Source organism: Sphingomonas hominis, from assembly GCF_013328205.1.
Classification (GTDB): Bacteria; Pseudomonadota; Alphaproteobacteria; order Sphingomonadales; family Sphingomonadaceae; genus Sphingomonas; species Sphingomonas hominis.
Window position 1 is genome coordinate 815,295 of sequence record NZ_JABULH010000001.1, and the last position, 18,806, is coordinate 834,100.

Here is an 18,806-nt window from a genome sequence, read left to right on the forward strand (position 1 = left end):
TCACCACCGCGCGATATGGGTGACGGCGGCATCCTCGCCGATGCCGAGCGCCTCGGTACAGGCGCCGCTCAGGATCACGCCGTCACCGCATCTGCGCACCTCGCCGTAGGCGCAGCGGAAGTCGGCCAGCGTGCCCGCGGCGACCAGCGCCTGTGCGCCGCCGTCACTATCGATCGCCACCACGCGCGACTCGCGCGCCTCGCGGATGCTGCGTACGTTGTCGGTCCGCGCCGTCATCGTCGGCCCACCATCGAAGATGTCGACGTAATTTTCGAACGCGAAGCCTTCGTTCTCCAACATGCGCATCGCCGCGCGCCCGCTCGGGTGCGGCAGGCCGATCGCGGCGCGCGCGCTGTCCGACAGCATCGCCGTGTAAACGGGATGTTTCGGCATCAGGTCGGCAATGAATTGATGGCCGTTGATCGCGTTGAACTCGTCGGCCGCCTGAAAATTCATGCCGAAGAACCGTCCGGCCAGCCCGTCCCAGAACGGCGATCCGCCTGCCTCGTCGATGATGCCGCGCAGTTCCGCCAGAATACGCGGCGCGAAGCGCGCGCGATGCGCGCGAATGAACAGGTAGCGCGCACGCGCGAGCAGCAGGCCGAGCCCGCCGGCGCGCTCGCCGGGGTGAAGGAACAGCCCGCCGACCTCGCTCGACCCTTCGAGATCGGTGGTCAGCGTCAGCATCTCGGCGCGAAAGGTGCGGTCGAGCTCGCGGCTGTGCTGCGTCAGTGTGCCGATGCGATAGGAGTAGAAGGGGTGCTGCTGCCCGACCATCGTGAACAGCTGGCACGTGCCGCGCACCTCGCGCGTCGCGGTGTTCTCCAGCACGAGAACGAACAACTCGTCGGTCATCGGCCCGCCGTCGCGCGCGAACGCCTCGCGGCTGCGCGCGAGCTTGGCCGACAGCGCGGTGCGATCGGGAGGCAGGTTGGTGAAGCCGCCGCCGGTCAGCTTGGCCATTTCGTAGAGGTGCGGCAGATCGGCCTCGGTCGCGGCACGGACAACGAACGTCAAGAAAGCGCTCCTTCGGCGATGCGTGACATGGTCAGCGCGGACAGCGCGGCCCGCTCGGCCAGGCTGTCGACCAGCAGATATTCGTCGGTCGAGTGGATCGCGCCGCCGCGCACGCCCATCGTGTCAACCACCGGCACGCCCGCCGCGGCGATGTTGTTGCCGTCGCACACGCCGCCGGTGTCGCGCCACGCGACGTCGAGACTCATCGCCGACCCGGCGTCCTTGACCAGCGCGAACAGCCGCGCCGCGCCCGCGTCGATCGGCTTCGGCGGACGATTGAAGCCGCCGTGCACCTCCACGCTGACGTCGTGTCGCTCGGCCACCGCGCGGGTCGTCGCGCCGATCAGCGTGCGGGCACGCTCGATCTCGCCCGTGTCGCCGGGCCGGAAGTTGACGCGCAGGACCGCCGTGTCGGGTACGACATTGTTGGGGCCGCCGCCGTCGATCCGCGCCGGATTAACCGCCAGCGCGGGCGAGCGTGCCTCGAACAAACGAAGCGCGACGTCGCTCGCGGCAACGATCGCATTACGGCCGTCCTGCGGATTGCGGCCCGCGTGCGCTGCGCGACCGCGCACCACGACCGAGAAGTTGCCCGTGCCGCCGCGCGCGCCCGCCAGCGTGCCGTCGGCCAGCGCGGGCTCGTAGGTAAGCGCGGCGCACTTGCCACATGCCGCCTCGGCGATCAGCCGCGCCGAGGAGAAGGAGCCGGTTTCCTCGTCCGAGTTGATCAGCACCTCATAGCCGAGCGAGGGCGTGCCCGCCGCCTCAATGATCCGCAGCGCTTCCAGCAGCACCGACAGCCCACCCTTCATGTCAGCGACGCCGGGTCCGTTGAGCGTGTTGGCGTCGCGCCACGCGAGCGTCTGAAACGGATGGTCGACCGGATAGACCGTGTCCATGTGACCGGTGAACAGCATTTGTACCGGCGCATCGGGGCGTACCACCAGCCGCAAGTGTCGGCCGTGCTCCAGCCGCGTGATCGCGCCGTCGGCACCGACGCTCTCCGCCGCGTCGCCGTCCACCAGCGACAGTTCGCCCGGCAGGACTGCGAACGCGTCCGCCAGCAGCGCGGCCATGTGCGTGAGCCCGTGGAGGTTATGCGTGCCACTGTTGATCGCGCTCCAGCTTCGCGTCCTCTCGAGCAGCGCCGCCGGATCGATGCGCGCGATCAGTGCCTGATCTGTATGTTGCCGCTCCGTCACGAACGGCAGCGTAGCGCGATCAAGTTACAAATGCGACCTTTTCGGCCTAAGCGGTGCGAACCGACAGGGACACGCGTCAGGACAACAGCTTGCCGCCGGTCATAGCGATCTATCAGAAGCTGTAGACCAACGACGCGCGGCTGGTCGTGTCGGTTGAGACGCGCCCCTCGGGCGGGCTGCTCTCATATTGCACGGTGTAGGAGACCTGCGCCGACAACGGCCCGATCAGCTTCGCGGACAGCGCCGTGTTGCTGCTCACCGTGCTGTTGAACCGCTCGGCGTAGGCGGACGCGTTCTGCTTGACGGTGACGCCGGTCGATAGGCGAAGATTGAGATCGACGCTGCCGCGCGCGGCCGGGCTGCTCTGCAACCGGCCGTCGGTAAAGCTGGTGTAACGAAACGCCGGCCCGAGCTCGACGTCGAGCGTCAGTTGCGGTGAGCGCAGCGCATTATAGCCGGCACCGGTCGAGGCCGAGTAGCGCTCGTAATAGCCGAAGAAGCGATCCGCCTCGAACTGCGCGCTGCCGTACAGGTAGAGGCGATCGTCCACCTTCCAGTTCGGCTCATAGGCGGCGAGATAATGCTCGCGGCTGGTGACACCGGCGTTGCGCTGGTAATCCGCCTGCAGCCGCAACTTGTGCCGCCAGTTCAGGCTTTCGCGCTGGAGATTGGCCGCGCCGGTGATGCCGGTCACCTGCGTGTTGCCGGTGGAGGCGAAGCCGCCGGCCTCGATCCGGCCGGTCCACAGTTCGAACGCGCTTGCTTCGCGCAATCGCTCGTTGCGTTCGCGCGCGCGTGCGTTCTTCCACTCGCTCGCGAGCTGCAACGAGGCGTCGCCTGACGCCGGGTCGGCGACGCGCGCGTATTTGACGATCGTGTTGACCGCGTTCTCGTCACCCGACGCCATTGCCGCGTCGAGCATCGCGCGGATCGTCTGCGGGATCGCCATCGCGTCGGGCGTGCTGTCGGCGGCAATGGCGGATAGGAGCAACACGGCGATCATCGGCGACACCGTCTTAGGCGAGAATGGATCACGCTTGAACGCGCGGGCGAGCGGATGACGACGAGACGCCCGTCAGTTCAGATGATCCGCGAAGGCGGTGAGCACGTCCTCGTACAGCGCGCGCTTAAATGGCACGATCAGCCGCGGCAGATCGGCGGGCTCCGCCCAGCGCCACGCGCGGAACTCAGGGTGCGCGGTGTCGATGCGGATGTCGCTGTCCTCGCCCTCGAAGCGGAACAGGAACCAGCGCTGCCGTTGCCCCCGGTATTTGCCCTTCCACACCTTGCCGATCAGCTCAGGGGGCAGATCGTAGAGTAGCTCATCGGGCGCCTCGGCAATCAGCGTTACCTTGTCGGCAGTTATACCGGTTTCCTCGCCCAGTTCGCGAACAGCCGCGGTTCGCGCATCCTCCCCCGGATCGATCCCGCCCTGCGGCATCTGCCATGCTTCCAGCGTGTTATCGATCCGTTGCCCGACGAACACGCGACCATCGCGGTTGATCAGCATGACGCCCGCGCAGGGTCGATAGGGAAGCGAGGCAGGATCGGTCATACCCGCTTCCCTACCAGCCGGCGCGCGCCGACTCCACCGTTAGCGCGCGCCTTGACCGCAATCGTCAGCCCGCGGCCTGTGCCATGACGCGCTGACCCTCCGCTTCGACGATCGCGCCCTTCACCGCCGTCAGGTAAGCCGCGACGTCCCCCGCGCTCGACGGCACGGCCTGCCGCAGCGTGATGAAGCCGTGGATGTTGCCGCGCGCCTCGCGAAAGGTGACGGGCACGCCCGCCTGGATCAGCGCAGCGGCATAAGCGCGGCCTTGGTCGCGGATCGGATCCAGACTGGCGGTAACGATCACCGCGGGTGGCAAGCCGGCGAGCGATCCGGCCATCGGTGACGCCTTCACGTGCTCAGGATCGGGTGCGTAATGCTCGCCGAACCACATCATGCCTTCGCGCGTCAGCAGAAATCCGTCGGCGAAGTCGTTGAAGGAAGGATATTCCTTCATCATGTCCGCCGCCGGATAGATCGGCGCCTGCACGATCACCGGCACCGCCGCCGGCTCATCGCGCAGCGCGATCGCGGTGGTGATGGTCAGCGTGCCGCCCGCGCTGTCGCCCGACAGCACCAGCGCGGTCGCAGTACGCCCGAGCTCCGCGGGATTGGACGCGACCCAGCGCGCTGCCGCCTCGCAATCGTCGGGTGCCGCGGGCCATTTCGCTTCGGGCGCGAGCCGGTAATCGACCGAGACGACCGGCAGGTCGAGCTGCCGCGCCATCTCGGCGGTGAAGCTCGCATGCGTGTCGATGTTGCCGATCACGAAGCCGCCGCCGTGAAAGAACACCACCACGGGGCCGGGCTCGCGTGTCTCGCGCGGGTCGAACAACCGTGCGGCGATGCTGCCGCCCTCGACCGGGATCGTCAGATCCTTGATCGTCGCCAGCACGCCCACCGGCGGATCGGCGATATCCTTCATCGCGTAGAACACCGCGCGCGCTTCCGTCGGGGTCTGCTGGTGCATCTTGGGCCCGGGAATGCTGTTCAGGTAATCGAGAAAGTTGCGCACGTCCGGGCGGACGAACGGGTCGCTCTTGGTCGGGGCAGGACGATCGATGGTCGTGTCGGTCACGTACGCTCTCCTGTGTGCCGCGCATGTGGCGCGTCGTTCTTTGCAACCTATCTTAGCCGCATGATCGCGGTCGTCCACCATCCCGATTACGTCACCGAAGCGCCCGCGCGCAGCACCTATCGCTGGGGCAAGAATGGCGCGATTCGCGACCTGCTGCGCGCCGAAGGCGGTCGCATCGACTGGCACGAGCCTGCCGCCATGCCGCAGGCGTGGCTGGAAGCGGTGCACGACCCCGATTACGTCGCGCAGGTGCTATCCGCGCAGGTGCCCCGCGAGAAGGAGCGGCGCACCGGCTTTCCGATCACGCCGCTGGTCGCGCGCCGCGCCGCAGTGGTGCCGGGCGGCACCTATTTAGCCGCATTGCTCGCGCTCGATCGCGGGTTCGCCGCCAACACGGCCGGCGGCAGCCATCACGCACTGTCCGACACGGGCGCGGGTTACTGCGTGTTCAACGACCTCGCGATCGCCGCGCACCGGCTGGTCGAGGAGGGCAGGGTGGAGCGCGTCGCGATCGTCGACTGCGACGTTCACCAGGGCGACGGCACCGCCGCGCTGTGCGCGGGTCATCCGCAGATCGCGACCTACTCGATTCACGCGGCGAAGAACTTCCCCGCGCGCAAGGCGCAGTCGACGCTCGACGTCGCGCTCGCCGATGGGGTGGGCGACGACGAGTATCTCGAGACGCTCGAGCGCACCCTGTCGAGCTTCCTCGACGCGCATCGCCCGGACCTGATCCTCTACCAGGGTGGCGTCGACCCGTTCGCGGGCGACCGACTCGGTCGGCTGGCATTGAGCGAGGACGGGCTGGTCCAGCGCGAGCGATTGGTCGCGCGGCTTGCGACCGCCCGCGCACTCCCGCTCGCCTGCACGGTTGGCGGCGGCTACGGCGACGACATCATGGCGATCGCCGCGCGCCACGTTCGCGTCATCTTGACGCTCGGCGAGATGCTGACCGGATCGTACGTTGCGGCAGCGGAACAGAATGGCGGAGCCAGCGTAGTCGCCGAGTGACGAGCATCCTGTGGTTCCGCCAAGACCTTCGCCTCCACGATCAACCGGCGCTGCTCGCCGCGATCGCCGACGATGATGTGGTCCCGCTCTACATCCTCGACGACGAGACACCCGGTGATTGGCGGATCGGCGGTGCACAGCGCTGGTGGCTGCACGGCAGTCTCGCCTCGCTCGACGAGAGCCTGCGCGCGCACGGCAGCCGCCTGATCCTGCGCCGCGGCGCGTCAGAGAAGGTGCTGCGCGATGTGCTGGAAGAAAGCGGAGCCGATCGCATCCACGCGCTGCACCATTTCGAACCATGGTGGCGAAAGGTCGAGCAGGCGCTGGGCGATCGCCTCCACCTCCACGACGGCAATCACCTCGTCCATGTCGAGGATGTGAAGACGGGCAGTGGTGCGCCGTTCCGCATCTACTCGTCATTCTGGAAGGCGTTGCAGGAACATCTTCCGCCCGAGAAGCCGCACCCGGCGCCCAAGACCATTCCCGCGCCCAAGAATTGGCCGCCGTCGGAAACGCTCGCCAGCCTCGACCTGCTACCGACCAAGCCTGATTGGTCGGTCGACTTCGACGGCGAACCCGGCGAGGCCGACGCGCAGAAAAAGGCGGTCGCTTTCGGCAAACGCGTCGACCGCTACGAGCAGATGCGCAACCTGCCCGCTGAGGAGGGCACCTCCCTCCTGTCCCCGCACCTCCACTTCGGCGAGATCTCGGTCCGTGCGCTGTGGCACAAGGTCGGCACCGGTGAGGACGCGGTCAAATACCAGAAGGAGCTCGCCTGGCGCGACTTCACCAGCGGCGTGACGCTCGCGTTGCCCGACTATGGCGACAAGAACGGTCGACCCAAATACGACGCACTCGAGTGGCGTACCGGCAAGGAGGCGAAGGCTGACCTGCGCGCGTGGCAGCGCGGACGCACCGGCTACCCGATCGTCGACGCGGGCATGCGCCAACTCTGGACCAGCGGGTGGATGCACAACCGCTTGCGCATGATCACCGCCAGCTTCCTCATTAAGCATTTGCTGATCGACTGGCGCGAGGGTGAGCGCTGGTTCTGGGACTGTCTGGTCGATGCCGATTACGGCAACAATTCGGTCAATTGGCAGTGGGTCGCGGGCACCGGCATCGACGCCAACATGTTCTCGCGCATCATGGCGCCGCTGACACAATCGGAGAAGTTCAACGCAGGCGACTACATCCGCCGCTGGGTACCCGAGCTCGCCGACGTGCCCGACCCTACGATCCACGATCCCGAGGCAGCGGGGTGCAAGCCAGACGCCTACCCGTCCAAGATCATCGGACATCGCGAGGCTCGCGAACGCGCGCTGGCGGCGGCGGCCCGGTTGCGATAACCGCCGCGTCCCATGGACGCTCCAGTTCGCTCTCTGGCTCGCCAGCCTTCCCGCCCGACCCGCTTCTCCGGGCTGACCGCGCCCGTCTTCCACCGCATCCTCGACCGCGTCGATGCCGGCCTGGTCGAAGGCGCGATCGAGGCGACGCTGCCCGACGGCACGCACCGGCTGCTCGGCGGTCGGCAGGACGGACCCGTCGCGATCGTCGCCGTGCACCGCTGGCGCGCCTTGTGGCGGCTCGTCTCGGCCGGCTCGATCGGCTGGTACGAGGGCTGGGAAGCGGGCGACTGGTCGAGCCCCGATCTCGTTCCGATCTTTGATCTGTTCATGCGCAACCGCGTCGCGCTCGGCGACACCGCGCGCGCGAAACGCGGCGCGAAACTCGCCGCCCGCGTCGTCCACGCATTCCGCCGCAACGATCGCCGCGGCGCGCGGCGCAACATCGCCGCGCATTACGACCTCGGCAACGATTTCTACCGCGAGTGGCTCGACGAGACGCTGACCTATTCGTCGGCGATGTTCGCACATGCCGAGGAACCGCTCGCCACCGCGCAGCAGCGCAAGCTCGACGCCGTGCTCGCGCGCACAGGCGCCCGGGCCGGCGACCACGTGTTGGAGATCGGCTGCGGCTGGGGCTCGTTCGCCGCCACGGCGGCGGCGGCGGGCGTGCAGGTCCACGCGCTTACGCTCTCGACCGAGCAGCGCGACCATGTCGCCGCGCGCGCGCTACCGGGAGTCACCGTGTCGCTGACCGACTATCGCGACGTGACCGGCACCTACGACGCGGTCGCGAGCATCGAGATGGTAGAGGCCGTGGGCCAGGAATATTGGCCCGCCTACCTCCTGACGATCGCGCGCGTCCTTAAACCCGGCGGTCGCGCGGCGATCCAATATATCTCGATCGCCGACGACGTGTTCGAGGCCTATGCCGGCAGCGTCGACTTCATCCAGCGCTACGTGTTTCCCGGCGGTTTGCTGCTATCCGAGTCGCGCTTCCGCCGCATCGCCGAGGCGAACGGGCTCGAATGGCGCGACCAGCACGCATTCGGGCTCGACTATGCCGAGACGCTGCGGCGCTGGCGCGATTGCTTCGACGCGGCCGCGCGCGAGGGCCGCCTGCCGCCGCGCTTCGACACGCGCTTCCAGCGGCTGTGGCGCTTCTACCTGATGTATTGCGAGGGTGGTTTTCGCGGCGGCGGCATCGACGTCGCGCAGGTCACGTTGATCAAACGCTAGCGCGAAAGGTTCTCTATTTACGTCATCCCGGACTTGATCCGGCATCCCGCTTTCTGACCTTGCCGAGAAGCGGGACCCCGGATCAAGTCCGGGGAGACGAGTAATTGAAGTGAAGTTTCACCCCTCGACACGCTCCCGGTGCCCGGCCGGAAACCCATCGATTGCCAGCCGCACGATCGCCGCGGCGACCGTCTCGGGCGGCTTGACCGAGGCCGGGTCCTCGCCCGGATAGGCACGCGCGCGCATCTTGGTCCGCGTCGCGCCCGGATCGAGGATCGCGGTCCGCACGCGGCTGACCTCCGCCATCTCGTCGCCGTAAGCGCCGAGCAGGGTGTCGAACGCCGCCTTCGACGCACCGTACGCCCCCCAATACGCCCGCGGCTTCGCACCCACCGACGAGGTGACACCGATCACCCGCGCGCCGTCCGACCGGCGCAGCAGCGGGTCGAACGCCTGGATCATCGCCACCTGCGCCGAGACGTTGAGCGTCAGCACCTGCGCCAACTCCTTCGCGTCAATCGCGGGCACCGCGGACAGCGTACCGAGCATCCCGGCGTTTAGCACCATGACGTCGAGTGCGTCCCACCGGTCCGCCACCGCGGTCGCCAGACGCGCGATCGAGTCGGTCTGCGTCAGATCGAGCGGCGCGATCGTCGCCGACCCGCCAGCCTCGAAGATCCGCTCCTCGACGCCTTCCAGATCCTTCGCGGTGCGCGCGGTGATGACGACGTGCGCGCCTTCTGCCGCCAGTGCGATCGCGGTCGCCGCACCGATCCCGCGGCTGGCACCCGTGACCAGCGCGAGCTTGCCTTCCAAACCTTTGGTCAAATCAGTTCACTCGTTCTGCCAAAAGCGCGAATTGGTCGACCGATGTCGTATCGTCGTGGTCGGTCAAGCTAGTCGGGTAATCGCCGGTGAAGCACGCATCGCAGTATTTCGGACGGATGTCGGCCCGGTGCGTCTCGCCCAGCGCCTTGTACAGCCCGTCGATCGACACGAAGGCGAGACTGTCAGCGTGGATGAACTCGGTCATGCCGCCGATGTCGTGCTTGGCCGCCAGCAGCTTGGCGCGCTCCGGCGTGTCGACGCCGTAGAAGCACGAATGGCGCGTCGGGGGGCTCGCGATCCGCATGTGCACCTCGGCCGCACCCGCGTCGCGCATCATTTGCACGATCTTGAGGCTGGTCGTGCCGCGCACGATCGAATCGTCGATCAGCACGACGCGCTTGTCCTTGATCAGCGCGCGGTTGGCGTTGTGCTTCAACTTGACGCCCAGGTGGCGGACCTTGTCGCCCGGCTGGATGAAGGTGCGTCCGACATAGTGCGAGCGGATGATGCCGAGCTCGAATGGAATGCCCGATTCCTGCGCGTAGCCGATCGCCGCCGGCACGCCCGAATCGGGCACCGGGATGACGAGGTCGGCCTCGACCGGCGCCTCGATCGCGAGCTGCGCGCCTATGTTCTTGCGCACCGAGTAGATCGACTGGTCATCGACGATCGAATCGGGACGCGAGAAATATACCCACTCGAAGATGCACGGCCGCGGTGACAGCGGCGCGAACGGACGCACCGAGCGCATCTCCGCACCCTGCACGATCACCAGCTCGCCCGGCTCGACCTCACGGACGAAGTCCGCGCCGACCACGTCGAGCGCGACCGACTCGGAGGCGAAGATGATCGCTTCACCCAGCTTGCCCATCACCAGCGGCCTAATGCCGAGCGGGTCGCGGCAAGCGATCATTCCCTCGGGTGTCATCACGATCAGCGCATAGGCACCCTCGATCTGCTTCAACGCGTCGATGAAGCGGTCGAGCAGCGTGCGGTAGCTCGACGTCGCGACCAAGTGGATGATCGTCTCGGTGTCGGAGGTCGACTGGAAGATCGAACCCCGCCGCACCAGCTCGCGGCGCAGCTTCATCGCGTTCGACAGATTGCCGTTGTGCGCGACCGCGAAACCGCCCGACGACAGTTCGGCGTAGAGCGGCTGGACGTTGCGCAGCGCGGTCTCGCCCGTGGTCGAATAGCGGACGTGCCCGCACGCGACCTCGCCCGGCAGCGAGCGGATGATGTCGTCGCGGTCGAAATTGCCCGCGACATGCCCCATCGCGCGGTGCGTGTGGAACATCGCACCGTCATAGGTCGTGATCCCCGCCGCCTCCTGGCCGCGATGTTGCAGTGCGTGAAGGCCGAGCGCGACCAGCGCGGCAGCACCCTCGGAATTGGACACGCCGAAGATGCCGCACTCCTCGTGCAGGTGATCGTCGTCGAACGGATGGGTGGTCAGCATGGGGGCCGAAGCTCGCGTTGGGGGGCTCGCGTAATGCCGGGTCGCATATAGCGACTGTCGCGCGATTGTCATCCTGCGTGCGCCCGGGGGACCGGCGCGGTCTGTTGCGCGACGGCGAACCCCGCTACCAGCCACGGCATGGACGACCGCGAACAAGGCAGCACCTTTCAACCCAAATTCGACGCGAACGGGCTCGTCACCGCGGTCGTCAGCGACCGTGCCGGCGCGCTGTTGATGGTCGCGCACATGAACGCCGACGCGATCGCCGCCACGCAGGCGAGCGGCGAGGCGACCTTCTGGTCGCGCAGTCGTGCTCGCTTGTGGAAAAAAGGCGAGACGTCGGGCAACGTGCTGCGCCTGATCGAGATGCGCGTCGACTGCGATCAGGACGCGCTGTGGCTGATCGTCGACCCCGCCGGCCCCGCCTGCCACACCGGCGCGACGAGCTGCTTCTACCGCCGCGTGAGCGGCGACACGCTGGAGCGGGTCGGATGAAGCGCACGCTCGCACTCGCGCTGCTACTGGCCGCGTGCGGCGAACAGTCTTCCGTTCCGGACGAGGGCGGGGCCGGAGCCGCACTCGAACGTGCCGCGCGCGCGAGCGGGATGGTGCCCGATTCCGCCCGCATCATCTCCACCGGCGTCTACGCCAGCGGAGAGGACAAGGTCTGCCTCGTGCCGCAAGACGGCGATCGCTACCGCATCGGCGCCTCGATCGACCTGGGCGAACAGCAGCGCTGCACGGCACGCGGTACGGCACGCGGACGCGACAAGCTCGACGTGCGGATGGGGGAGGGCTGCGAGTTCGTTGCTTCGCTCGACGGCGACACGATCGCGTTTCCAGCCGTCCTGCCTGCTGCGTGCGATACGATGTGCGAGGGTCGTGCGACGCTCGCCGCGCTCGCGGCCGCGCGGCTGAGCGACAGCATATCGGAGGCGACGCGCGCCATCGGATCGGACGGTAGCCCGCTCTGCGCAGGTTGACGTTCACGTAAGGGGAAGGTAAATGGCGGTGCATGAGCGCTGTCGCCTACGCCGTCGTTCCGCCGCGCGATGATCGCGAGCATTTCAGCATCTCCGACCTCTCCGCGGAGTTCGGCATCACCCCGCGCGCGCTGCGATTCTATGAGGACGAGGGGCTGATCAGCCCCGAGCGTCGTGGCCTCGCGCGCATCTACTCGCAGCGCGACCGCGCGCGGCTCGCCTGGATTTTGCGCGGCAAGCGCGTCGGGTTCAGCCTCGCCGACATCCGTCAGATGATCGACCTCTACGATCTGGGCGACGGCCGCCGCGCGCAGCGCGCGATCACGATCGAGCGCTGCCGCGAACGCATCGCGACGCTCCAGGCACAACGCACCGACATCGACGCCGCGATCCTCGAACTGGAGGAATTCATCGGCGTCATCGAAACATCAAACCCGATCTCCCATTCGACCAAGGAAGCCTGACATGCCGCAATATACGCCCCCCGTCCGCGACACGCGCTTCGTGCTCGAACACGTTGTCGGCCTCGACCGCTACGCCAACGTGACCGGCTTCGCCGCCGCGACCCCCGACACCGTCGACGCGGTGCTAGAGGAAGGCGGCCGCTTCGTCGCCGAGGTGCTATTCCCGCTCAACCAGTCGGGCGATCTTGAGGGCTGCACCCGTCACGAGGACGGCTCGGTAACGACCCCTACCGGCTTCAAGGACGCGTACAACAAGTTCGTCGAATCGGGCTGGGGCACGCTCAGCGCACCCGAGGCGTTCGGCGGACAGGGCATGCCGCACGTCGTCTCGACCGCGTTCCAGGAGTATATGATCAGCGCCAACATGGCATTCGCGATGTACCCCGGTCTCGCCCACGGCGCGATCGCCGCGCTAGTGGTGAAGGGCTCGCCCGAGCAGCAGGAGAAGTATCTGCCGCGCATGATCTCGGGCGAGTGGGGCGGCACCATGAACTTGACCGAGCCGCAGTGCGGCACCGACCTCGGGCTCATCCGCACCCGCGCCGAGCCGCAGGCCGACGGCAGCTACGCGATCACTGGCACCAAGATCTTCATCTCGGCGGGCGAGCACGACCTGACCGACAACATCATCCACCTCGTCCTCGCCAAGACGCCGGGCGCGCCCGACTCGTCGAAGGGCATTTCGCTGTTCGTGGTGCCTAAGGTGTTGGTGAACGATGAGGGATTGCTGGGTGAGCGCAACGCGGTGTCGTGCGGCTCGATCGAGCACAAGATGGGCATCCACGGCAACGCCACCTGCGTGATGAACTATGACGGCGCGACCGGATGGCTGGTCGGCGAGGAGATGAAGGGACTCGCCGCGATGTTCATCATGATGAACGCGGCGCGCCTGGGCGTCGGCCTGCAGGGGCTCGGCGTCGCCGAGACCGCGTACCAGAATGCGGTGCAATATGCGAAGGACCGGCGCCAGGGTCGCGCGCTGACGGGACCTGCCGAGCCGAACGAGAAGGCCGACACCTTATTCGTCCACCCCGACGTCCGCCGCATGCTGATGGACTCAAAGGCGTGGATCGAGGGCCTGCGCGCCTTGTGTCTATGGGGTGCGCTCCAGGTCGATCTCGAGCACAATGCGGAGAGCGAGGAGGAGCGTCAGCTCGCCGGCGACCTGATCGGCCTGCTCACGCCCGTCATCAAGGGCGTCGGCACCGACAAGGGCTACGAGATCGCGACCAACGCGCAGCAGGTTTATGGCGGCCACGGCTACATCCAGGAATGGGGCATGGAGCAGTACGTCCGCGACGCCCGCATCGCGCAGATCTACGAAGGCACCAACGGCGTGCAGGCGATGGATCTGGCCGGGCGCAAGCTGGCGCAGAACGGCGGCCGCGCGGTAATGGCGTTCGGCAAGATGGTGACCGAGGAGATCGCGGCGGGCAAGCAGGACGAGGCCACCGCCGACTTCGCGGCCCGGCTGGAGAAGGCGGCGGGCGAGCTGCAGGGCGCGACGATGTGGTTCATGGCGAACGGCATGAAGAACCCCAACAACATCGGCGCGGGTGCGGTGCCGTACATGCACCTGGTCGGCATCGTCGCGGTCGGGCTGATGTGGCTGCGCATGGCGTCCGCGGCGGCGCGCCTAAAGGCGGCGGGCGAGGGCGACGCGGCGTTCCTCGACGCGAAGCTGGTGACCGCGCGCTATTTCGCCGAGCGCGTGCTGCCCGAAGCGGGCGCGCTGCGTCGCAAGATCGAGGGCGGTGCCGACGCGGTCATGGCGCTGCCGGTCGAGATGTTCGCGGCGGCATAACCCGACGTGACCGCCGGCGGGTGCGCGTCACTCGCCGGCGGTCGTACCCGCCTCACTGGCCTGATCGCCGCTCGCAGCGGGCTTAGCCTCGCTCGGCGTGGCAGCCGCGGGCGCTGCGCGGCGAACGCCGGGCAGTGCAGCAGGTCCGCGCGTCGTCGCGGGCGTCGCAAGTGGCGGTGCGGAACCCGTGACGGGCACCGCGGTCATCGATCCGCGCCCACGCATGCACTGCGCGGTGTCGGCGCGCTTGAACTCTCCGCAATTCCACAGCACGCGGTCGAACCCGTTGCTGCGATCACGCAGATAGCTGAACCCCATCGACGTATATTGCTGCGGCGACATCGTCATCCCCGCGGGCACCAGCCGCGCGTCGCTCCAGCCCATCAGCTTGCAGCGAAGCCGTTCGCCGCAGGCACGCTGCGCGAGCGCCGGCAGCGCGTCGGGCTGGCGCGGGTCGATGACGACCAGGAACGTGTCGGGCGCCTCGGCCAGCGGTTTCAACGCGGTCGGTTGCGCGAGCGGCAGGACGCCGGGCGCGATCGGCGCGTCGGCGGGCAGATCGGCGAACAGCGGCAGCACCGCGGCGAGCGCTTCCTCCGTTTCGTCCACTACCCCGCCGTCGCGGTGCGCGTCGGAAATGGTCGCGAGCTTGGCGATGCTCGGCTCGACCGAGGCGACGGTGCGGTTGAACGCCGGCGGCGTGCCCCACCAGCCCGCCCAGCGGAAGAAGAGGTGGCTGTGCACCGCCGCGATCTTGTCGAGGCTCGACTGCCAGTAAGGAACGACCCAGTCGGTGTGGTAATGCGTCGCATAGCCGACAGGCTTGTAGACCCGCCCGGAGAGCGCCTGTGCCGCCAGCGCGCGTGCATCGCGCCACATCGCCTCGGTCGGGGTCCAGCGGGTCAACGCGCCGTTGCAGGTGAAGGTGAACTGGCAGCCGGTGCTGCGTTCCTGCCCTTCGAAGACCACGCCGCAGACGGTTTTCGGGAAAGCGGGGTGGCGCAACCGGTTGAGGATCACCTGCGCGACCGCGCGCTGCCCCTCTGGATCGTTGCCCGCCTCGTAGATTTCAGCCGCGGCGAGGCAGTCGGTCGCGCGCGCGATGCTGGCGGCGTCACCGGCGATACGGAACGGCCGCGCCGCCGGGTTCGGGCCGGTGACGAACGGTACGCTGTCGTTGAACGCCTTCGCGTCCTGCGGGCTGAGCGCGACGAACTCGACCGGTTCGACCGCGGGCAGCACCGTCGCGGGGACGACCTTGCGCTTCGCCAGCGCACGCAACGCAGCCGGTTGCGTCGACGGCACTGGCGGGTGGGTCACCACCCACGTCGGCACCGCCACCGCCGCGAGCGCGACGCACGAAAGGATCACGCGCAGGCGAGGGTCCACCTGCGCGCCGTGTGTCGGGGTGCTCACTGTTCGGGCAGGAAGTCCGGCACCGACAGGTAACGCTCGCCCGTGTCGTAGTTGAAGCCGAGCACGCGCACATCGTCGGGCAGATCGGGCAGCTTCTGCAGGATCGCGGCGAGCGTCGCGCCCGACGAGATGCCGACCAGCATGCCTTCTTCGCTCGCCGAGCGACGCGCCATGTCCTTGGCGACCGCGGCGTCGACCTCGATCACGCCGTCGAGCAATTGCGTGTGCAGGTTCGCCGGGATGAAGCCAGCGCCGATGCCCTGTATGGGGTGCGGACCGGGCTGACCGCCGCCGATGACCGGCGAGGCGGCGGGTTCAACCGCGAACACCTTCAGGTTAGGCCATTCCTTTTTCAGCACCTCGGCGACGCCCGTGATGTGCCCGCCGGTGCCGACGCCGGTGATGATGACGTCAATCGGCGTGTCGCGAAAGTCGTTCAGGATCTCGAGCGCGGTCGTGCGGACGTGAACGTCGACGTTCGCCGGGTTCTCGAACTGCTGCGGCATCCACGCATTGTCGGTCTGCTCGACCAGCTCCAACGCGCGCTCGATCGCGCCCTTCATGCCCTTCTCGCGCGGGGTCAGGTCGAACGTCGCGCCGTAAGCGAGCATCAGCCGGCGGCGTTCCAGCGACATGCTCTCGGGCATGACGAGGACGAGCTTGTAGCCCTTGACCGCTGCGACCATCGCCAGGCCGATGCCGGTGTTGCCGCTGGTCGGCTCGATGATCGTGCCGCCGGGTTTCAGCTCGCCCGACTGCTCCGCCGCCTCGATCATGGCGAGCGCGATGCGGTCCTTGACCGAGCCGCCGGGATTGCCGCGCTCCGACTTGATCCACACTTCGCTGTCGGGGAACAGCCGCTGCACGCGAACGTGCGGGGTGTTGCCGATCGTGTCGAGAATGGTGTTGGCCTTCATGGCTGTATGCCTCCGTTCTGCGGTCCGGGCTCTAGCGCCTCGGGCGGGTCAAAGGTCCGTGCGTTCTTCAGTTCGGGGAATAGCCGCGCCCAGACGAGCGTGATTGCGATCGCGCCGACGCCGCCGACGACCACCGCGCCGACCGGGCCCAGCAGCGACGCGAGGATGCCGCTCTCCGCTTCGCCCAGTTCGTTCGACGCCGATATGGTCAGCTGCGACACGGCGCTGACGCGGCCGCGCATCGCGTCGGGCGTGTGGAGCTGGATCAGCGAGGTACGCACGTAGACCGACACCATGTCGGCGCCGCCCGCGACGATCAGTGCGACCAGGCTCAGCCAGAACGAGCGCGAGATGCCGAAGGTCAGGATCGCGAGCCCGAACACGACCACCGCGATGAGCATCTTGACCCCGACGTTGGTCTTCATCGGCTTGATCGAGAACCACAGGGCGGTCGACGCCGCGCCGATCCCCATGCCGGCGGCGAGGAAACCGAGACCGGTCGAGCCGACGTGCAGGATGTCGCGCGCGTAGATCGGCAGCAGCGCGGTCGCGCCCGCCAGCAGCACCGCGAAGAGATCGAGCGTGATTGCGGCGAGCACCAGCCGGTTCTGTCGCACGTATTGGAAGCCATCGAGGATGCGCTGCATCGGGCGGCGATCCTTCTGCGCCGGCGGCTGCGGCACGCGCCCGATCAGGAACATGAGCGCGAGCGCGAGCAGCAGCATGCCCGACACCACGCCATAAGCGATGTCGGGGTGCAACCCGTAGAGGAACCCGCCGACGCTCGGTCCGACGATCGTGCCGGTCTGCCACGCGATCGAGCTGATCGCGATCGCGGTCGGCAGGCTCTCCTTGGGCACCAAATTGGGGGCAAGTGCGGAATAGGCCGGGCCGGAGAAGGCACGCGCCACCCCGACCAGCACGGCCGCGCCGAACAGCGCCGGCAGCGTCAGCGCGTGCGTATAGGTCAAATAGCCGAGCGTCGCCGCGACCGTGCACAACAACGCCGTGGTGCAGCGTACGATCCAGCGACGATCGACGCTGTCGGCGACGAGACCGACGAGCGGGGTCAGCAGGAACAACGGCACGAACTGCACCAGCCCGATCATGCCGAGCAGGAAGGCGGCCTCCTGCACGTCCATCGTCTGACGCGCGATGCCGTACACTTGCCAGCCGATGATGATCGCCTGCGCGCTGATCGCGATCGTGCCGGCGAAGCGCGACAGCCAATAGGCGCGGAAATTGGCGATGCGCAGCGGGTGCACGGTCTGTTCCATCTGGCGAGCGGCTTAGGCGGGGGTGCAGCGCGAGGCAACCACTCACGCCGGCACTCACGCCTGTCCTCCCACTCATACCTGTCGTAGCGGCAAGCGTTGCAGGTGCGCGCCAATCGCGCCTATAGGCCCGCATCCCTTTCCCCAGGTACGAGGTTTTTGTCCGTGGCCAAAGCCCCCGCCCGCGCACCCGCGCCAAGCGAGCCACCTACGTCCAATCGCGAGCGTCCGAGCGAGCCGCAACCTTATGCGGCGTCAAAGGACGAGCTGCTGAAATTCTACGAGCAGATGCTGCTCATCCGCCGGTTCGAGGAAAAGGCGGGGCAGCTCTACGGCCTCGGCCTGATCGGCGGCTTCTGCCACCTCTACATCGGTCAAGAAGCCGTCGCGGTCGGCTTGCAGTCGGCATTGTCGGGCGATGACTCGGTCATCACCGGCTACCGCGACCACGGCCACATGCTGCTGTGCGGCATCCCGCCCAAGGACGTGATGGCGGAGCTGACCGGGCGTCAGGCCGGCATCTCGAAGGGCAAGGGCGGCTCGATGCACATGTTCAGCGTCGAGCATAAGTTCTACGGCGGGCACGGCATCGTCGGCGCGCAGGTGTCGCTCGGCACCGGTCTCGCCTTTGCGCACAAGTATCGGAACGATGGCGGCGTGGCGCTGGCCTATTTCGGCGATGGCGCGGCGAACCAGGGCCAGGTGTACGAGAGCTTCAACATGGCCGAGCTGTGGAAGCTGCCGATCATCTACGTGATCGAGAACAACCAGTATGCGATGGGCACCAGCGTCAACCGCGCCTCGGCCGAGGACCAATTGTATCGCCGCGGCGAGAGCTTCCGTATTCCCGGGCTACAGATCGACGGCATGGACGTGCTGGCAGCGCGCGGTGCGGCGGAAGAGGCGCTCGCCTGGGTGCGCGCGGGCAAGGGGCCGATCATTCTCGAGATGAAGACCTATCGCTACCGCGGCCACTCGATGTCCGATCCCGCCAAGTACCGCTCGCGCGACGAGGTGCAGGCGGTACGCGACAAGTCCGACCCGATCGAACACGTCAAGAAGCTGTTGTCCGAACAGGGTGTGGCCGAGGACGAGCTCAAGAAGATCGAGCAGGACATCCGCCGCCAGGTGAACGAGTCCGCCGACTTCGCCGAGAGCACCCCCGAGCCGGAGCCTTCCGAATTGTACACCGACGTTCTGGTGGAGAAGTACTGAC

Annotated in this window: 18 protein-coding genes; 8 read left to right on the forward strand and 10 right to left on the reverse strand. The window is 67.6% G+C overall.

Going from position 1 to position 18,806, the window contains the following annotated elements; genetic code table 11:
- The 5 genes from HRV97_RS04135 to HRV97_RS04155 all read right to left on the reverse strand — a co-directional run bounded on the left by HRV97_RS04135 (nt 1) and on the right by HRV97_RS04155 (nt 4,849).
- A complete protein-coding gene (locus HRV97_RS04135) occupies nt 1–1,017 on the reverse strand; it encodes an arginine N-succinyltransferase (RefSeq protein WP_174192372.1) in 1,017 nt (338 codons plus the stop codon).
- Nucleotides 1,014–2,219 carry a hydrolase gene (locus tag HRV97_RS04140; protein WP_174192373.1) on the reverse strand — a complete coding sequence of 402 codons (1,206 nt, stop codon included), beginning with the start codon at nt 2,217–2,219 and terminating at the stop codon, nt 1,014–1,016. Before HRV97_RS04140 ends, HRV97_RS04135 begins: the two co-directional genes overlap by 4 nt.
- Before the next feature lie 112 nt (nt 2,220–2,331).
- Nucleotides 2,332–3,222: a DUF481 domain-containing protein gene (locus tag HRV97_RS04145; protein ID WP_174192374.1), complete on the reverse strand. Its 891-nt coding sequence runs from the start codon at nt 3,220–3,222 to the stop codon at nt 2,332–2,334.
- A 72-nt stretch (nt 3,223–3,294) separates the two neighbouring features.
- Complete coding sequence (locus HRV97_RS04150; protein WP_174192375.1) at nt 3,295–3,774, reverse strand: RNA pyrophosphohydrolase; 480 nt, start codon at nt 3,772–3,774, stop codon at nt 3,295–3,297.
- 64 nt (nt 3,775–3,838) lie between these two features.
- Nucleotides 3,839–4,849 (reverse strand): alpha/beta hydrolase fold domain-containing protein, encoded by a 1,011-nt coding sequence (locus HRV97_RS04155; RefSeq protein WP_174192376.1) that lies wholly within the window; start codon nt 4,847–4,849, stop codon nt 3,839–3,841.
- A gap of 60 nt (nt 4,850–4,909) precedes the next feature.
- Between HRV97_RS04155 and HRV97_RS04160 the strand changes: the two genes are divergently transcribed.
- From HRV97_RS04160 to HRV97_RS04170, 3 genes are read left to right on the forward strand one after another with little or no spacing between them, the layout of a single operon-like run.
- Nucleotides 4,910–5,860, forward strand: a complete 951-nt coding sequence (locus HRV97_RS04160) for a histone deacetylase family protein (protein ID WP_174192377.1) — start codon at nt 4,910–4,912, stop codon at nt 5,858–5,860.
- Nucleotides 5,857–7,209, forward strand: a complete 1,353-nt coding sequence (locus HRV97_RS04165) for an FAD-binding domain-containing protein (protein WP_174192378.1) — start codon at nt 5,857–5,859, stop codon at nt 7,207–7,209. The genes HRV97_RS04160 and HRV97_RS04165 overlap by 4 nt, the downstream gene beginning before the upstream one ends.
- Before the next feature lie 12 nt (nt 7,210–7,221).
- On the forward strand, nt 7,222–8,445 hold the full coding sequence (locus tag HRV97_RS04170) for an SAM-dependent methyltransferase (protein ID WP_174192379.1): 1,224 nt from the start codon (nt 7,222–7,224) through the stop codon (nt 8,443–8,445).
- A gap of 117 nt (nt 8,446–8,562) precedes the next feature.
- Here the strand turns inward: HRV97_RS04170 and HRV97_RS04175 are convergent, their stop codons facing one another.
- Both HRV97_RS04175 and purF read right to left on the reverse strand, forming a co-directional pair.
- Nucleotides 8,563–9,273, reverse strand: a complete 711-nt coding sequence (locus HRV97_RS04175; RefSeq protein WP_174192380.1) for an SDR family NAD(P)-dependent oxidoreductase — start codon at nt 9,271–9,273, stop codon at nt 8,563–8,565.
- A gap of 1 nt (nt 9,274) precedes the next feature.
- A complete protein-coding gene (gene purF / locus HRV97_RS04180; protein ID WP_174192381.1) occupies nt 9,275–10,732 on the reverse strand; it encodes an amidophosphoribosyltransferase in 1,458 nt (485 codons plus the stop codon).
- A gap of 138 nt (nt 10,733–10,870) precedes the next feature.
- Between purF and hisI the strand changes: the two genes are divergently transcribed.
- The 4 genes from hisI to HRV97_RS04200 are packed head-to-tail and all read left to right on the forward strand — an operon-like array spanning nt 10,871 to nt 13,983.
- Nucleotides 10,871–11,227 carry a phosphoribosyl-AMP cyclohydrolase gene (gene hisI, locus HRV97_RS04185; RefSeq protein ID WP_174192382.1) on the forward strand — a complete coding sequence of 119 codons (357 nt, stop codon included), beginning with the start codon at nt 10,871–10,873 and terminating at the stop codon, nt 11,225–11,227.
- Nucleotides 11,224–11,715: a hypothetical protein gene (locus HRV97_RS04190; RefSeq protein WP_246248503.1), complete on the forward strand. Its 492-nt coding sequence runs from the start codon at nt 11,224–11,226 to the stop codon at nt 11,713–11,715. The genes hisI and HRV97_RS04190 overlap by 4 nt, the downstream gene beginning before the upstream one ends.
- Before the next feature lie 32 nt (nt 11,716–11,747).
- On the forward strand, nt 11,748–12,179 hold the full coding sequence (locus tag HRV97_RS04195) for a MerR family transcriptional regulator (RefSeq protein WP_174192383.1): 432 nt from the start codon (nt 11,748–11,750) through the stop codon (nt 12,177–12,179).
- Between the two features lies 1 nt (nt 12,180).
- A complete protein-coding gene (locus tag HRV97_RS04200; RefSeq protein ID WP_174192384.1) occupies nt 12,181–13,983 on the forward strand; it encodes an acyl-CoA dehydrogenase C-terminal domain-containing protein in 1,803 nt (600 codons plus the stop codon).
- Between the two features lie 27 nt (nt 13,984–14,010).
- Here the strand turns inward: HRV97_RS04200 and HRV97_RS04205 are convergent, their stop codons facing one another.
- The 3 genes from HRV97_RS04205 to HRV97_RS04215 are packed head-to-tail and all read right to left on the reverse strand — an operon-like array spanning nt 14,011 to nt 17,593.
- Nucleotides 14,011–15,372 (reverse strand): cell wall hydrolase, encoded by a 1,362-nt coding sequence (locus HRV97_RS04205; protein ID WP_174192385.1) that lies wholly within the window; start codon nt 15,370–15,372, stop codon nt 14,011–14,013.
- Between the two features lie 23 nt (nt 15,373–15,395).
- A complete protein-coding gene (gene cysK / locus HRV97_RS04210; RefSeq protein ID WP_174192386.1) occupies nt 15,396–16,316 on the reverse strand; it encodes a cysteine synthase A in 921 nt (306 codons plus the stop codon).
- Entirely contained in the window at nt 16,313–17,593 is a 1,281-nt protein-coding gene (locus HRV97_RS04215; protein WP_174192387.1) for an MFS transporter, read from the reverse strand. The genes cysK and HRV97_RS04215 overlap by 4 nt, the downstream gene beginning before the upstream one ends.
- 162 nt (nt 17,594–17,755) lie before the next feature.
- On the opposite strand from HRV97_RS04215, the gene pdhA reads away from it, so the two are divergent.
- On the forward strand, nt 17,756–18,805 hold the full coding sequence (pdhA, locus tag HRV97_RS04220; protein WP_174192388.1) for a pyruvate dehydrogenase (acetyl-transferring) E1 component subunit alpha: 1,050 nt from the start codon (nt 17,756–17,758) through the stop codon (nt 18,803–18,805).
- The last annotated feature ends 1 nt before the right edge of the window (nt 18,806 follow it).

Bases quoted from the DNA above. Each gene is read 5' to 3' on its own strand.
- HRV97_RS04145 (WP_174192374.1), bottom strand. From the start codon at position 3,222: ATGATCGCCGTGTTGCTCCTATCCGCCATTGCCGCCGACAGCACGCCC.
- HRV97_RS04150 (WP_174192375.1), bottom strand. From the start codon at position 3,774: ATGACCGATCCTGCCTCGCTTCCCTATCGACCCTGCGCGGGCGTCATG.
- HRV97_RS04160 (WP_174192377.1), top strand. From the start codon at position 4,910: ATGATCGCGGTCGTCCACCATCCCGATTACGTCACCGAAGCGCCCGCG.
- HRV97_RS04170 (WP_174192379.1), top strand. From the start codon at position 7,222: ATGGACGCTCCAGTTCGCTCTCTGGCTCGCCAGCCTTCCCGCCCGACC.
- purF (WP_174192381.1), bottom strand. From the start codon at position 10,732: ATGCTGACCACCCATCCGTTCGACGACGATCACCTGCACGAGGAGTGC.
- hisI (WP_174192382.1), top strand. From the start codon at position 10,871: ATGGACGACCGCGAACAAGGCAGCACCTTTCAACCCAAATTCGACGCG.
- HRV97_RS04190 (WP_246248503.1), top strand. From the start codon at position 11,224: ATGAAGCGCACGCTCGCACTCGCGCTGCTACTGGCCGCGTGCGGCGAA.
- HRV97_RS04195 (WP_174192383.1), top strand. From the start codon at position 11,748: ATGAGCGCTGTCGCCTACGCCGTCGTTCCGCCGCGCGATGATCGCGAG.
- HRV97_RS04200 (WP_174192384.1), top strand. From the start codon at position 12,181: ATGCCGCAATATACGCCCCCCGTCCGCGACACGCGCTTCGTGCTCGAA.
- cysK (WP_174192386.1), bottom strand. From the start codon at position 16,316: ATGAAGGCCAACACCATTCTCGACACGATCGGCAACACCCCGCACGTT.
- HRV97_RS04215 (WP_174192387.1), bottom strand. From the start codon at position 17,593: ATGGAACAGACCGTGCACCCGCTGCGCATCGCCAATTTCCGCGCCTAT.